This is a genomic window from Streptomyces termitum (assembly GCF_014650175.1).
In the GTDB taxonomy this organism is placed as follows: Bacteria; Actinomycetota; Actinomycetes; order Streptomycetales; family Streptomycetaceae; genus Streptomyces; species Streptomyces termitum.
Genome location: NZ_BMUL01000012.1, coordinates 1 through 13,997 on the forward strand (window position 1 = coordinate 1; position 13,997 = coordinate 13,997).

The following is a 13,997-nucleotide window of genomic DNA, read 5'->3' on the forward strand; positions in this document are numbered from 1 at the left end:
GCGGGTGCCTCGGACGGCGGTGAGGGAGCGGGCGGTGAGGGCGGGGGTGGGGGCGGGGCCCGGCGTGGGGCCGGGGTCCGGCGTGGGGGTGGCGTCCGGGGTGGGGGCGGTGCCGGGGGTCGTGCCTGCTGTCGTGTCGGCGGGAGGGGTGTCGGAGGGGTCGGGGGGCTCCGGGGGTTCGCTGCGCGGGTAATTCATCATGTGTTGAATTGTGGGGACGGAAAAGCCCCCGCGTCAAGGATCGCGGGGGCTTCGGAAGGGTGGCGGGGGCGTGCCCCGGCGCGTTCAGGAGCGCTTGGGCTTCTTGCGCGCGGCGGGGTTCCCCGTACGGGTGGTGCGGCGCTTCTCGTGGCGGGTGCGGGCCGCCTCGTACTCCGCGCGGCGGAGCTTCTCGCCGGGGGCCTCCACGAGGCACCGGAGGGCGTACGCGAGGAGGCCGCCGATGAAACCGATCGCCTTCAGGGTGCGCAGCGAGTCCTCGCGCGCCTGGTCGGCCGGGCGGCGGCCGAAGCCCTCCCAGGTCCTGGCGAAGGCGATGGCCGAGCAGATCGCGAACATCACGATCATCAGGATGCTGACGAGGCCGCCCACGTCGGCGACCTCAAGCCCCTGATAGGCGAAGCGCAGCACGAACGCGCCCGCGACGGCCGCCGCCAGCGCGCCGACGGCGAGGCCAGCGCGGCGCGCTCCGTAATGACCGCTGTGGTCGACCCAGGTCGTTCCGAAGAAACGGATCTCCTCGGGCTGGGGTCCGCTGGTGCCGGTCCGGGGGGTCTGCTTGTCCTCGCTCACGAGGTCGATTATCCCCGGACCGGCCCGGAGCCGGTCGAGGCGAAGGTCCTCAGGCGCAGCGCGGCGCCACGTAGCCGTCGCTGCCGGTCCGCACGTACGAGTCGGAGACGTACTGGCCCGCGCCGATGCTGTCCCAGACGCAGCTGGTCCCGTACGGTCCGGTGACCCACTCGCCCGGCTTCTGGCAGTGGACCGGGACGGTCGCGCCCTCCGCGAGCACCCGGACGACCGGGTAGTGGGTGCCCGGACCCGAGCGGACGTTGAGCCGGTAGCCCGGTGCCACCGGGTAGTACTTCACCGCCATGATGTTCCCCCCTTGGCTTCACTCTGTGCGACGCGCGCAGGCTAGCAAGCTCCTCCGTCATACCCGGCACCATCGACTAGGCTCCTCGCGTCGCGCACGCGCGCGTGGACGAAACGAGCGGAACCACACGGGGGTGGGAGATGCCGCCGTTGAGCAGGAGCGACGCCGGTCTGGGCGCCGAGGGTCCCGAGTACGCCGGTGAGTACCGGCTCCAGGCGGTGCTCGGCGCGGGCGGCATGGGGGTGGTCCACCTGGCCGCCTCGCCGTCCGGGCTGCGGCTCGCGGTGAAGGTGGTGCACGCGCGCCACGCGGAGGATCCCGACTTCCGGGCCCGCTTCCGGCAGGAGGTGGCCGCCGCCCGCCGGGTCAGCGGCGCCTTCACCGCCCCGGTCGTGGACGCCGACCCGGACGCCGCGCTGCCCTGGATGGCGACCCTCTACGTGCCCGGCCCCACCCTCGCCGACCAGGTGCGCCAGCGCGGCCCGCTCTCCCCCGCCGCCCTGCGGCGGCTGACCGCCGGGCTCGCCGAGGCGCTGCGCGACATCCACCGCGCGGGGGTGGTGCACCGGGACCTCAAGCCGAGCAACGTGCTCCTCACCGACGCCGGCCCCAAGGTCATCGATTTCGGCATCTCCCGGCCCGTCGACAGCGATCTGCACACGGAGACCGGGAAGCTGATCGGCTCGCCGCCGTTCATGGCGCCCGAGCAGTTCCAGCGGCCCCGCGAGGTCGGTCCGGCCGCCGACGTCTTCGCGCTCGGCTCGGTGCTGGTGCACGCGGCGACCGGGCACGGGCCCTTCGACTCCGACAGCCCGTACATCGTGGCCTACCAGGTGGTGCACGACGAGGCGGACCTCACCGGGGTCCCCGCCGACCTCGCGCCGCTGGTCGCGCGCTGCCTGGCGAAGGACCCCGGGCTGCGGCCCACCCCCGCCGAGATCATGACGGCGCTGCTGCCGCCCTCGTACGAGGCGGAAGCCTTCATACCGGCACAGCGGCGGCGGCCCGCGCTGCCGGCGGACGCGGACCCGGACGCGCCGGAGGCCGTGGCGGCGGGCGGGTACGGGGCCGGTGGCGGCTTCGGGGGCGGAAGCGGGGCCGGGGGCGGGGCCGGATTCGGGGGCGGGGTCGGGGACACCGCCACCCGGGACGCCGCGCCCGGCGTCCCCCCGCGCCGCCGGTCCCGGCTCGTCCCGCGCCTGACCGTCTCCGCCGCCGCCGTCCTCGTCCTCGCCGGGGCCGGGGCGTACGCGGCGCTGCGCCCGGCCGGGTCCGCCGTCGGGCCGCCCGCCCACCCGGACGAGGTCGCCACCGCCGTCGACGGCTGGCGCACCCCGCTCCAGGAGCACGGCGACCCCGCCGCCCCGGCCTGCGTCCACACCACCGGCTCCCTCTACTGCGCGGCGCGCGGCGTGGTGCTCGCCCGGCTCGACCCGGCGACCGGGGAGGTCCTGTGGAAGCGGACCGGGCCCGTCGACGAGGAGCCGCCGGACGCGCCCGCGCCGCTCGCCGACGGGACCGGCCCGCTGGTCGGTGCCGCCCCGAGGACCGGTCCCCTGCGCGCGTACGGGGCGGGCGACGGGACGCCCGGCTGGACCGCGCGCGCGGAGCGGCCGGAGACGTACCACCCGGCCGGGCGGACCGTCGTCCTCTCCGACGGGCTGGGCGCGCTGCGGGGGCTCGACGCGCGCGCCGGGACCCAGCGGTGGGCGCACCGGGTGGGTGGCGGTTTCGAGACGCCGGTCGTCGGCGCGTACGACGCCCCGAGCGGGCTGCTCGCCCTCTCCGAGATCTCCGCCGACGGGCGCCGCACGCGTGTGGGGGCGCTGCGGCCCGACACCGGGGCGGTCGCCTGGAGCCGGGTGCTGGACGGGGACCTCGTCCCGGTCGGCCGCACCGGCGACGGCACCCTGGTGCTCGCCTCGCGCTACCAGGGCGACCTCGTCGACGGGCTGGTGCTGCTCGCCCCGGGCGGGGGCGGCACGGGCCCGGTGCGGCGCGTCGCGCTCCAGGAGCGGATGCCGCTCGGCGGGGTGGTGGTGCGCGGCACGGTCGCCTACCTGCTCTCCCCGGAGGGGCGGCTGCTCGCCCTCGACACGGCGCCGGAGCGGGGGCGCCCGCTGTGGGGGCTGGAGACGGGCGCCTCGAACGTCTCCCGGCCGGTGGCCGGACCCGGCGACCGGCTGTACCTGTCGGCGGCGGACGGGCGCCTGTTCGCCGTGGACACCGCGCGCGGCGCGGTCCTCGGCCAGACCCGGCCCCGGATGGGCGACGGCCGCCTCGGGTACGCCGCCCAGGTCCCGGCCCCCGTCGTCGCCGGCGACCGCGTCTTCGGCACCGCCCCCGACGGCTCGGTCTTCGCGGTGGACGGCCGCGCGGCGGAGTCCTGGTAGAAGCGGGACTTTTCGAGCGGTACGCGCGCGGGGCGGCGTTTCCGGTGGCTGTACGGGGGGCGGGGCGGCGTTTCCGGGAGCCGTACGGAGTCGCACGCGCGCGGGGCGGCGTTTTCGGCGGTCGTACGCGCGCGGGCGCGGGGCGCGGAGGGGGTCCGCGGCCCGCGCCCGGAGGTGCGGTGGGGAGGGGCGGGGTCAGCCGAGCCTGGAGACGTCGCGGACGGCGCCCTTGTCGGCGCTGGTGGCCATGGCCGCGTAGGCGCGGAGGGCCGCCGAGACCTTCCGCTCGCGGTTCTTCGGGGCGTACACCCCGCCGAGGGCCTCGCGGCGGGCGGCGAGGGTCTCCTCGTCCACCAGCAGCTCGATCGAGCGGTTCGGGATGTCGATGCGGATGCGGTCGCCGTCCTCGACCAGGGCGATGGTGCCGCCCGAGGCCGCCTCCGGGGAGGCGTGGCCGATGGAGAGGCCCGAGGTGCCGCCGGAGAAGCGGCCGTCGGTGACCAGGGCGCAGGTCTTGCCCAGGCCGCGGCCCTTGAGGAAGGAGGTCGGGTAGAGCATCTCCTGCATGCCGGGGCCACCCTTGGGGCCCTCGTAGCGGATGACGACCACGTCGCCGTCGGTGACCCGCTTGTTCAGGATCTTCTCGACGGCCTCCTCCTGCGACTCGCAGACGACGGCCGGGCCCTCGAAGGTCCAGATCGACTCGTCGACGCCGGCGGTCTTCACGACGCAGCCGTCGGCGGCGAGGTTGCCGTGCAGGACGGCGAGGCCGCCGTCCTTCGAGTAGGCGTGGGCGGCGTCGCGGATGCAGCCGTTCGCCGCGTCGGTGTCGAGGCTCTGCCAGCGCTCGGACTGGGAGAAGGCGGTCGCGGAGCGGACGCAGCCGGGGGCCGCGTGGAACAGCTCGACGGCCTCCTCGGAGGCCGCGCCGCCGCGCACGTCCCAGGCGTCCAGCCACTCCTTGACGGAGCGGGAGTGCACGGAGTGGACGTCCTCGTTGAGGAGGCCCGCGCGGTACAGCTCGCCGAGGATGGCGGGGATGCCGCCGGCCCGGTGCACGTCCTCCATGTAGTACGTGCGGTCCTTGGCGACGTTCGGCGCGACCTTGGCGAGGCAGGGGACGCGGCGCGAGACCTCGTCCATGTCCGGCAGGCCGTAGTCGAGTTCGGCCTCCTGGGCGGCGGCCAGCAGGTGCAGGATCGTGTTGGTGGAGCCGCCCATGGCGATGTCGAGCGCCATGGCGTTCTCGAAGGCCGCGCGGGTGGCGATGGAGCGCGGCAGGACGGAGGCGTCGTCCTCGTCGTAGTACCGGCGGGTGATCTCGACGACCGTGCGGGCCGCGTTCTCGTACAGCGCGCGGCGGGCGGTGTGGGTGGCGAGGACGGAGCCGTTGCCGGGGAGGGAGAGGCCGATGGCCTCGGTCAGGCAGTTCATCGAGTTGGCGGTGAACATGCCGGAACAGGAGCCGCAGGTCGGACAGGCGTTCTCCTCGATGCGGGAGATGTCCTCGTCCGAGATCTTCGGGTTCACCGCGTCGGAGATCGCGTCGACCAGGTCGAGGGTGCGGACCGAGCCGTCGACCAGGGTGGCGCGGCCGGACTCCATGGGGCCGCCGGAGACGAAGACCGTCGGGATGTTGAGGCGCAGGGCGGCCATCAGCATGCCGGGGGTGATCTTGTCGCAGTTGGAGACGCAGATCAGGGCGTCGGCGCAGTGCGCCTCGACCATGTACTCCACGCTGTCGGCGATCAGGTCGCGGGAGGGCAGGCTGTAGAGCATGCCGCCGTGGCCCATGGCGATGCCGTCGTCGACGGCGATCGTGTTGAACTCGCGGGCGATGCCTCCGGCGGCGGTGATGGCCTCGGAGACGATCCGGCCGACCGGCTGGAGGTGGGTGTGGCCGGGGACGAACTCGGTGAAGGAGTTGGCGACCGCGATGATCGGCTTGCGGCCGATGTCCGCGCCCGGTACACCGGAGGCGCGCATAAGGGCGCGGGCGCCCGCCATGTTGCGGCCGTGGGTGACAGTGCGGGACCTCAGCTCGGGCATCGTCGCTCGCTCCTCGTGATGGATGTGCTTGCCCCGAGCGTACGCCGCCGCTCCAAGATCTGGACATGGTGTCCGGCATGCGGGACGGGATTCCAGGGTCCGGTCAGGGTCCGGAGGGGTCTCCGGCGGGGCCGGCCAGGACGCGGTCAGGGCCCGGCCGGGGCCGTCGGGACCCGGGGATCACGGAGTGCGGAGGTCCGGGGCCGTCAGGTACCGCTGGAGGGTCGGGGCGACCTCCGCCACGATCCGCTCCGGGTCCTCCGAGGCCAGCGGCTCCACCCGGATCACGTACCGCAGGAGCACGATCCCCATCATCTGGGAGGCGGCCAGCTCCGCCCGGAACTTCGGATCCGGTACGGCGAGGCCGTCCGCGACCCGCTCCAGGAGGCGGCGCAGCACGAAGCCCCGCAGCACCTTCGCCGCCGCCTCGTGGGTGACGGCGGAGCGGATGACGGCGAGCAGCGGGGCCCGGGTGGCCGGGTTCTCCCAGATGCCGACGAAGAAGCGGGCCAGCCGCTCGCCGACCGCGTCGCGCGGGCCGTCGAGGAGGGCGGGGACGACGAGGGCGGGCTCGAAGGAGACCTCGATCGCCGCCGCGAAGACCTCGTCCTTGGTGCCGAAGTAGTGGTGGACCAGGGCCGGATCGACCCCGGCGGCCTTGGCGATGCCGCGCACCGAGGTCTTGTCGTACCCGCGCTCGGCGAACTGCTCCCGGGCCGCCTCCAGGATGCGCTCGCGCGCGCCGGGGCCGGTGTCGTCGGCGGCGGCGCGGGCCGGGCGGCCCCGGCGCCGGGGCGCTTCGGCGCTCACGCGCGCGTGCCCCGGGACGCCGCGGCGAGGTGGAGCCGGGTGAAGGCGAGCGCCTCGGCGAGGTCGGCCTCGCGTTCGGCGGAGGACATCGCGCGCCGGGTGTTGACCTCGATGACGACGTGCCCGTCGAAGCCGGTCGTGGCCAGCCGCTCCAGGACCTCGGCGCACGGCTGGACGCCGCGGCCGGGCACCAGGTGCTCGTCCTTGGCGGAGCCGCGCCCGTCGGCGAGGTGGAGGTGGCCGAGCCGGTCGCCCATGCGGTCGAGCATCGCGAGGGTGTCGGTGCGGGCGGTCGAGGTGTGCGACAGGTCCAGCGTGAAGTGCCGGTAGTCGTCCTTGGTGACGTCCCACTCGGGGGCGTACGCGAGCATCTCGCGGTCCTTGTACCGCCACGGGTACATGTTCTCGACGGCGAACCGGACGTCGGTCTCCCCGGCCATCCGCCCGATGCCGGTCACGAAGTCGCGCGCGTACTGGCGCTGCCAGCGGAACGGCGGGTGGACGACGACGGTGGAGGCGCCGAGCCGCTCGGCGGCGGCACGCGCGCGCTGGAGCTTGGTCCACGGGTCGGTGGACCAGACCCGCTGGGTGATGAGGAGGCAGGGGGCGTGCACGGCGAGGATCGGGACCCGGTGGTGGTCGGAGAGCCGGCGCAGGGCCTCGACGTCCTGGCTGACCGGGTCGGTCCACACCATGACCTCGACGCCGTCGTAGCCGAGGCGCGCGGCGACCTCGAAGGCCGTCGCCGTCGACTCCGGGTAGACCGAGGCCGTCGACAGGGCGACCTTCGCATCCGGGACGCGCACCGCTGGTTCTGCCACGACAGACAGGGTACGGGGCGCGCCCGGGCGCGGGAGGGTGCTTCCCGTCACCCTCCGCGCGCCTCCGGGACGGCCGTTCTCGCGCGCCACGCGCGCGGGGTGCGCGGAAAGGGCGTCAGGCGTCCGCGAGGACCGCGGGGAGGTGGTCGAGGCGGCGCAGGATGACGCCCTCGCGCAGCGCCCAGGGGCAGATCTCCAGCCGCTCGACGCCGAGGAGGTCCATGGCGCCCTCCGCGACCAGGGCGCCGGCGAGGAGCTGGCCGGCGCGGCCCTCGGAGACGCCGGGGAGGGCGGCGCGCTCGCCGCCGGGCATGGCGGCGAGGCGCGGCACCCACTCCTCCAGGGCGCCGCGGGTGAGGATCCGCTCCACGTAGAGGCCCTCGCCGGAGCCGGGGGCGCCGGCGATGCGGGCGAGCTGCTTGAAGGTCTTGGAGGTGGCGACGACGTGGTCGGGCCGGCCGAAGCGGCTGAACTCGCCGACGGTGCGGGCGATCTGGGCGCGGACGTGGCGGCGCAGGGCCTTGACGTCGTCCTGGTCGGGCGGGTCGCCGGGCAGCCAGCCGGCGGTGAGGCGGCCCGCGCCGAGCGGCAGGGAGACGGCCGCGTCGGGGTCCTCGTCGATGCCGTACGCGACCTCCAGGGAGCCGCCGCCGATGTCGAGGAGGAGGAGCTTGCCGGAGGACCAGCCGAACCAGCGGCGGGCGGCCAGGAAGGTCAGCCGGGCCTCCTCGTCGCCGCTGAGGACCTGGAGGTCGACGCCGGTCTCCGCGCGGACCCGGGCGAGGACCTCGTCGGCGTTGGTGGCCTCGCGGACGGCCGAGGTGGCGAACGGCAGGACCTCTTCGCAGCCCTTGTCCTCGGCGGCCTGGAGGGCGTCCCGGACGGTCGCGGTGAGCCGCTCGACCCCGTCGGGGGCGATGGCCCCGCGCGCGTCGAGGAGTTCGGCGAGCCGCAGCTCGGCCTTGTGGGAGTGGGCGGGCAGCGGGCGCGCGCCGGGGTGCGCGTCCACCACCAGCAGGTGCACCGTGTTCGAACCGACGTCGAGGACTCCGAGTCTCATGGCGGAAACGCTACTGCGCGCACCCGCATACGCTTGGCGTTGTGCCAAAGACGAACAAGGCGAAGCCGGGCGAGAACAGTGCCTCCGGCGGTGACGGGGCCGCGCGGGACGTGCGGGACGTCAAGTACGCCCAGGACGTGAAGGGCGGGAAACCGCCGGTCAAGGGTGTGAAGAAGCGGCGCAAGGGAGCGGAGCCCGACGAGAAGGGGCTCGACTTCCCGCGCGCGTGGGTGGAGTTCGCGGACCCGGCCGACGAGGAGCAGCTCTTCCGCTGCGACCTGACCTGGCTGACCTCGCGCTGGACCTGTGTCTTCGGCAGCGGCTGCCAGGGCATCCGGGAGGGGCGGGCCGAGGACGGCTGCTGCACCCTGGGCGCCCACTTCTCCGACGAGGACGACGAGAAGCGGGTCGCGGAGCACGTGGCGCGGCTGACTCCGGAGATGTGGCAGTTCCACGAGGTCGGCGCGGAGTCGGGGTGGACGCAGACCGACGACGACGGCGAGCGGCAGACCCGCCGCTGGAAGGGCTCGTGCATCTTCCAGAACCGGCCGGGGTTCGCGGGCGGCGCGGGCTGCTCGCTGCACATCCTGGCCCTGAAGGAGGGCCGGGAGCCGCTGGAGACGAAGCCGGACGTGTGCTGGCAGCTGCCGGTCCGGCGGACGTACGACTGGATCGACCGGCCGGACGACACGCGCGTGCTCCAGGTCTCGATCGGCGAGTACGACCGGCGGGGCTGGGGTCCGGGCGGGCACGACCTGCACTGGTGGTGCACCTCGGCGGCCTCCGCGCACGGCGGCGGGGAGCCGGTCTACGTCTCGTACCGGCCGGAGCTGGTCGAGATGATGGGCGAGGAGGCGTACGGGGTGCTGGTCGGGCTGTGCGAGGCGCGGCTCGCGTCGGCGCTGCCGATGGTGGCGCCGCACCCGGCCGACCCGGCGCCGTAGCGGCGGGGCCCCGCCGGGCCCTCAGGAGGCGGGCGGTTCGCTCGTCGGTTCCGTGGGCGGCGGGGTGCCGGGGCCGGTGGTGCCCGGGTCGGTCGTGGGCGGCGGGGTCGTCGGCGGTTCGGTCGCGGGCTCGGTCGTGGTGGGCGGCGGGGTGGTGGGTTCCGTGGTCGGCGGTTCGGTCACGGGCCCGGTCGTCGGCGGGGTCGTGGCCGGGGTGGTGGGGCCGGTGGTCGGCTCGGTCGGGCCGCCGGTGGGCGGCGCGGTCGGCGGGGTGGTGGGGGCGACGGTGACCGGCGGGGGCGGCACCACGCGGTCGTCGATCGGGACGACGGGCCCCCGGCCGCTGATCCGCAGCACCGCGCCGGTGGGGTCGACGCCGATCCTGGCGTGCCAGGGGCCGCGCGGTTCGCGCGCGTGGTCCACGCGGACGGCGACGGTGAGGGTCTCGCCGGGGCGCAGGGTGCCGGAGGAGCGGCTCACGTACAGCCAGGGGGCGTCGGTCCACAGCGCCCAGTCGACGGGGCCGCCGCCCTGCCCGGTGAGGGTGATCAGGGTGACGTCGCCGGTGCAGCGGGCGGTGACGCCGATCCAGCCGGGGGCCGGGTCGCCGGCGCGCGCGGGGGTGGCCGGGCCGCCGGGCCGGGCGGGGGTGACGACCTCGACGGAGACGTCCGGGGAGCGGTCGGGGCCGCCGGTGGTGCGGGCGTTGCCCGCGTTCTCGTAGGGGTCGTCCGGCCGGCCGTCGGCGGCGCCGTCGCGCTCGCCCGCGCTGACGCCGGGGCCGCCCCGCACCTCCGCGCCCGCCGGGACGCCCCGGTACGAGGTCCACAGGGCGAGGACCGGGGCGGCGACGACGGCGGCGACCACGGTGGTGGTGACCGCGCGGGACCGGATGCGGTCGCGGCGGGCGACGAGGTCCTTGGGGTCGAGGGGGAAGCCGGTGGGCGCGAAGCGCGGGGCGCCCGCACGCGCGCGCGGCACGTGGAGCATCGCCATGTAGGCGGCGGCCCGGGGGGCCTCGACCAGCGGCAGGCGGTCCTGGACGGCGCGCGGCCCGCCGCCCGGCCAGGGGGCGGCGGCGCCGACCCGCTCGGCGGTGCGGCGGCAGGTCGGGCAGTCGTCGACGTGCCGGACGAGTTCGGCGCGCAGGGCCGCCGAGAGGATCATGCGGCGGCCGCCGCTGAGGAGGCGGGCGACGGTGGGACAGCTGCCGGTGGAGACGACGGCGAGGGCGGCGCGGGTGCGCTCGACCTCGCAGGCGGCGGTGGCGAGCAGGTCGCGGGCGGCCTGCGGGTCGAGGGCGAGGACGGCGGCGACCTGGCCGGGGGCCAGGCCGTGCCGGACGGCGAGTTCGAGGGCCTCGCGCTGTTCGGGGGTGGTCCCGGCGGCCTCGGGCCAGGCGAGGGCGGCGAGCTCCTCGCGGCGGCGCTCGGCGGTCTCGTCGGAGACCGGCGGCGGGGCGGCCGGGGGGACGGCGGGGCGGCCGGTGTGGGCGCCCTGGCGCCTGCGGCGCTGCTCGCCGAGGCTGCGCAGGCAGGCCCAGCGGGCGAGCGCGTACAGCCAGGCGGTGCGGCCCTCCTCGTCGGAGGGGCAGCGGCCGTGGTGGCGCTCGGCGGCGGCGAGGACCTCGCCGAGGACGGCGGTGGCCGTGTCGTGGTCGCAGAGGACCGAGAGGCAGTACGTGAAGAGGCCGTCGAGGGCGGCCTCGTAGCGGACGGGGGGACACCGGCCGTGCGTGCGCGACCCCTGCTGCGGGCCGCGGTGCGCCCGGTGCGCGCCGGGGGTGCGGGAGGGGTCCAGCCTGCTGCTCGTCACTGGGAGACCGTAGGCGCGGGCGCGGGCGCTTTTCATACCGGATCCGTTCTTCTCACCCGTACAGGTGAAGCCTTCACTCGAAAGGGGACAGGAGGAGGGCGTTCCGCTGCCGGGGCGGAGCCGGCCGCCGGTCGCGGGCCGGGCGGGCGGCGGGCGGGGGTCCGTCGGCCGAGGGCCGGGCGGCGGCCCGTTGTCGGTGGCGGCGGCTACGGTGTGGGGCATGGCTGCCCGTACGAAAACCGCCAAGGAACGGCCGTCCTACCGCTGCACCGAGTGCGGCTGGCAGACGGCCAAATGGCTCGGCCGCTGCCCCGAATGCCAGGCGTGGGGCACGGTCGAGGAGTACGGCGCGCCCGCCGTGCGGACCACCGCGGCGGGCCGGGTCTCGACCGCGGCCGTCCCGATCGCCCAGGTGGACGGCCGGCAGGCGACCGCCCGCACGACCGGCGTCGACGAGCTGGACCGGGTCCTCGGCGGCGGCCTGGTGCCCGGCGCCGTGGTGCTGCTGGCGGGCGAGCCGGGCGTCGGCAAGTCCACGCTGCTGCTGGACGTGGCGGCGAAGGCGGCCAGCGACGAGCACCGCACGCTGTACGTGACGGGCGAGGAGTCCGCCAGTCAGGTCCGGCTGCGCGCCGACCGGATCCACGCGCTGAGCGACCACCTCTACCTGGCGGCGGAGACCGACCTGTCGGCGGTCCTCGGCCACCTGGACGCGGTGAAGCCCTCGCTGCTGATCCTCGACTCGGTGCAGACCGTCGCCTCCCCGGAGATCGACGGGGCGCCCGGCGGCATGGCGCAGGTGCGGGAGGTCGCGGGCGCGCTGATCCGGGCCTCCAAGGAGCGCGGGATGTCGACGCTGCTCGTCGGCCACGTGACGAAGGACGGGGCGATCGCCGGTCCCCGGCTGCTGGAGCACCTGGTGGACGTCGTCCTGCACTTCGAGGGCGACCGGCACGCGCGCCTGCGCCTGGTCCGGGGCGTGAAGAACCGGTACGGGACGACGGACGAGGTCGGCTGCTTCGAGCTGCACGACGAGGGGATCACCGGGCTCGCCGACCCGTCGGGCCTGTTCCTGACCCGGCGCGACGTGGCCGTGCCCGGCACCTGCCTCACGGTCACCCTGGAGGGCCGCCGGCCGCTGGTCGCCGAGGTGCAGGCGCTGACGGTGGACTCGCAGATCCCGTCCCCGCGCCGGACCACCTCCGGCCTGGAGACCTCCCGGGTCTCGATGATGCTGGCGGTCCTGGAGCAGCGGGGCCGGATCAGCGCGCTCGGCAAGCGGGACATCTACAGCGCCACCGTCGGCGGGGTGAAGCTCTCCGAGCCCGCCGCCGACCTGGCCATCGCGCTGGCGCTGGCGTCCGCCGCGAGCGACACCCCGCTGCCGAAGAACCTGGTGGCGATCGGCGAGGTCGGCCTCGCGGGCGAGGTGCGGCGGGTGACCGGCGTGCAGCGCCGCCTCGCGGAGGCGCACCGCCTGGGCTTCACCCACGCGCTGGTCCCGACGGACCCCGGCAAGGTGCCCGCGGGCATGCGCGTGACGGAGGTCGCGGACATGGGCGACGCCCTGCGCGTCCTCCCCCGCGGCCGCCGCCCGTCCAGAAAGGCGGAGGAGGGCGAGGGCTGAGAAACCTCCCGGGAAGGCCGGCCGAGGGCGCCCCGGACCGGTTCCGGGCACGGCCCGGCGGGGGCGCGCCGGGGGAACCGAGGGGTAGAGCGGCGCCCCGGCGGGTAGGGCGGACGCGACCGGGGGCGCCCCGGCGGGGCCCTCGGGAGCGTCCCGGACCGGCGCGCGGCCCAGGGTGGCGGGGTGGTGTCGCTAGACTTTGCCCTGGTCTCGCCCATCCGTACGAGCCGGAGGAGTGCAGTGGCAGCCAAGGACGGGGCAGCAGCTCCTGGAAAGTCCGGCGCGGGCTCCGGCAACGAAGCGCTGATGCGCGCGGCCCTGAGCGCGGTCGCGCCCGGCACCGCGCTGCGCGACGGCCTGGAGCGGATCCTCCGGGGGAACACCGGCGGTCTGATCGTCCTGGGCATGGACAAGACGGTCGACTCGATGTGCACCGGCGGCTTCGTCATCGACGTCGAGTTCGCCGCGACCCGGCTGCGGGAGCTGTGCAAGCTGGACGGGGCGCTGGTCCTCGACAAGGACATCAGCAAGATCCACCGGGCCGGTGTGCAGCTGGTCCCGGACGCGTCGATCCCCACCGAGGAGACCGGCACCCGCCACCGCACCGCGGACCGGGTCTCCAAGCAGTGCAACTTCCCCGTGGTCTCCGTCTCGCAGTCGATGCGCCTGATCGCGCTGTACGTGAACGGCGAGCGGCGGGTCCTGGAGGAGTCGGCGGCCATCCTGTCCCGGGCCAACCAGGCGCTCGCGACCCTGGAGCGGTACAAGCTCCGGCTCGACGAGGTGGCGGGCACGCTCTCCGCGCTGGAGATCGAGGACCTGGTGACCGTCCGGGACGTGACGGCGGTCGCCCAGCGCCTGGAGATGGTCCGCCGGATCGCCACCGAGATCGCGGAGTACGTGGTCGAGCTCGGCACCGACGGCCGGCTCCTGTCGCTCCAGCTCGACGAGTTGATCGCGGGCGTGGAGCCGGAGCGCGAGCTGGTGATCCGGGACTACGTGCCGGAGCCCACCGCCAAGCGGTCCCGCACGGTCGCCGAGGCGCTGACCGAACTGGACGCCCTCTCCCACACCGAGCTGCTCGAACTGCCCGTCGTGGCGCGGGCGCTGGGGTACAGCGGCTCGCCCGAGACGCTCGACTCCGCCGTCTCGCCGCGCGGTTACCGGCTCCTGGCCAAGGTGCCGCGGCTGCCGGGCGCGATCATCGAGCGGCTGGTGGAGCACTTCGGCGGGCTCCAGAAGCTGCTCGCCGCGAGCGTGGACGACCTCCAGACCGTGGACGGCGTCGGCGAGGCGCGGGCCCGCAGCGTGCGCGAGGGCCTGTCGCGGCTGGCCGAGTCCTCGATCCTGGAGCGGTACGTCTGACCCCGGGAGCGCGGGAG

Annotated in this window: 11 protein-coding genes and 1 pseudogene; 4 read left to right on the forward strand and 8 right to left on the reverse strand. The window is 75.7% G+C overall.

The features are described from left to right. The 3 genes and pseudogenes from IE219_RS21895 to IE219_RS21905 all read right to left on the reverse strand — a co-directional run. On the reverse strand, positions 1–201 hold a 201-nt coding region (locus IE219_RS21895), incomplete at its 3' end, for a hypothetical protein (RefSeq protein ID WP_189980059.1). Between the two features lie 84 nt (positions 202–285). After that, a complete protein-coding gene (locus IE219_RS21900; protein WP_189980061.1) occupies positions 286–792 on the reverse strand; it encodes a hypothetical protein in 507 nt (168 codons plus the stop codon). 49 nt (positions 793–841) lie between these two features. Continuing rightward, a pseudogene (locus IE219_RS21905) lies at positions 842–1,093 on the reverse strand (SH3 domain-containing protein); the annotation flags it as partial. A gap of 143 nt (positions 1,094–1,236) precedes the next feature. Between IE219_RS21905 and IE219_RS21910 the strand changes: the two are divergent. Continuing rightward, complete coding sequence (locus IE219_RS21910) at positions 1,237–3,489, forward strand: serine/threonine-protein kinase (RefSeq protein ID WP_189980065.1); 2,253 nt, start codon at positions 1,237–1,239, stop codon at positions 3,487–3,489. A gap of 195 nt (positions 3,490–3,684) precedes the next feature. Here IE219_RS21910 and ilvD read toward each other — a convergent pair whose 3' ends face one another. The 4 genes from ilvD to IE219_RS21930 form a co-directional block, all read right to left on the reverse strand. Beyond that, positions 3,685–5,538, reverse strand: coding sequence for a dihydroxy-acid dehydratase (gene ilvD / locus IE219_RS21915; protein ID WP_189980067.1), 1,854 nt, complete (start codon positions 5,536–5,538; stop codon positions 3,685–3,687). 180 nt (positions 5,539–5,718) lie between these two features. Beyond that, positions 5,719–6,348, reverse strand: coding sequence for a TetR/AcrR family transcriptional regulator (locus IE219_RS21920; RefSeq protein WP_189980069.1), 630 nt, complete (start codon positions 6,346–6,348; stop codon positions 5,719–5,721). Further along, positions 6,345–7,169: a sugar phosphate isomerase/epimerase family protein gene (locus tag IE219_RS21925; protein ID WP_189980071.1), complete on the reverse strand. Its 825-nt coding sequence runs from the start codon at positions 7,167–7,169 to the stop codon at positions 6,345–6,347. Before IE219_RS21925 ends, IE219_RS21920 begins: the two co-directional genes overlap by 4 nt. 115 nt (positions 7,170–7,284) lie before the next feature. Further along, positions 7,285–8,229 carry a Ppx/GppA family phosphatase gene (locus tag IE219_RS21930; protein ID WP_189980073.1) on the reverse strand — a complete coding sequence of 315 codons (945 nt, stop codon included), beginning with the start codon at positions 8,227–8,229 and terminating at the stop codon, positions 7,285–7,287. 41 nt (positions 8,230–8,270) lie between these two features. Here IE219_RS21930 and IE219_RS21935 point away from each other — a divergent pair, with 41 nt between their 5' ends. Next, a complete protein-coding gene (locus IE219_RS21935) occupies positions 8,271–9,173 on the forward strand; it encodes a DUF3109 family protein (protein ID WP_373298868.1) in 903 nt (300 codons plus the stop codon). A gap of 21 nt (positions 9,174–9,194) precedes the next feature. Here the strand turns inward: IE219_RS21935 and IE219_RS21940 are convergent, their stop codons facing one another. Then, entirely contained in the window at positions 9,195–10,988 is a 1,794-nt protein-coding gene (locus IE219_RS21940; protein ID WP_189980075.1) for a hypothetical protein, read from the reverse strand. Positions 10,989–11,208: 220 nt separating this feature from the next. On the opposite strand from IE219_RS21940, the gene radA reads away from it, so the two are divergent. Further along, a complete protein-coding gene (gene radA / locus IE219_RS21945) occupies positions 11,209–12,615 on the forward strand; it encodes a DNA repair protein RadA (protein ID WP_189980077.1) in 1,407 nt (468 codons plus the stop codon). A gap of 240 nt (positions 12,616–12,855) precedes the next feature. Further along, complete coding sequence (gene disA, locus IE219_RS21950) at positions 12,856–13,980, forward strand: DNA integrity scanning diadenylate cyclase DisA (RefSeq protein WP_189980079.1); 1,125 nt, start codon at positions 12,856–12,858, stop codon at positions 13,978–13,980. Positions 13,981–13,997: the final 17 nt, after the last annotated feature.

What these genes read in the sequence shown, in the direction of transcription:
- IE219_RS21910 (WP_189980065.1), top strand. Translation starts at nt 1,237, where the DNA reads ATGCCGCCGTTGAGCAGGAGCGACGCCGGTCTGGGCGCCGAGGGTCCC.
- ilvD (WP_189980067.1), bottom strand. Translation starts at nt 5,538, where the DNA reads ATGCCCGAGCTGAGGTCCCGCACTGTCACCCACGGCCGCAACATGGCG.
- IE219_RS21930 (WP_189980073.1), bottom strand. Translation starts at nt 8,229, where the DNA reads ATGAGACTCGGAGTCCTCGACGTCGGTTCGAACACGGTGCACCTGCTG.
- radA (WP_189980077.1), top strand. Translation starts at nt 11,209, where the DNA reads ATGGCTGCCCGTACGAAAACCGCCAAGGAACGGCCGTCCTACCGCTGC.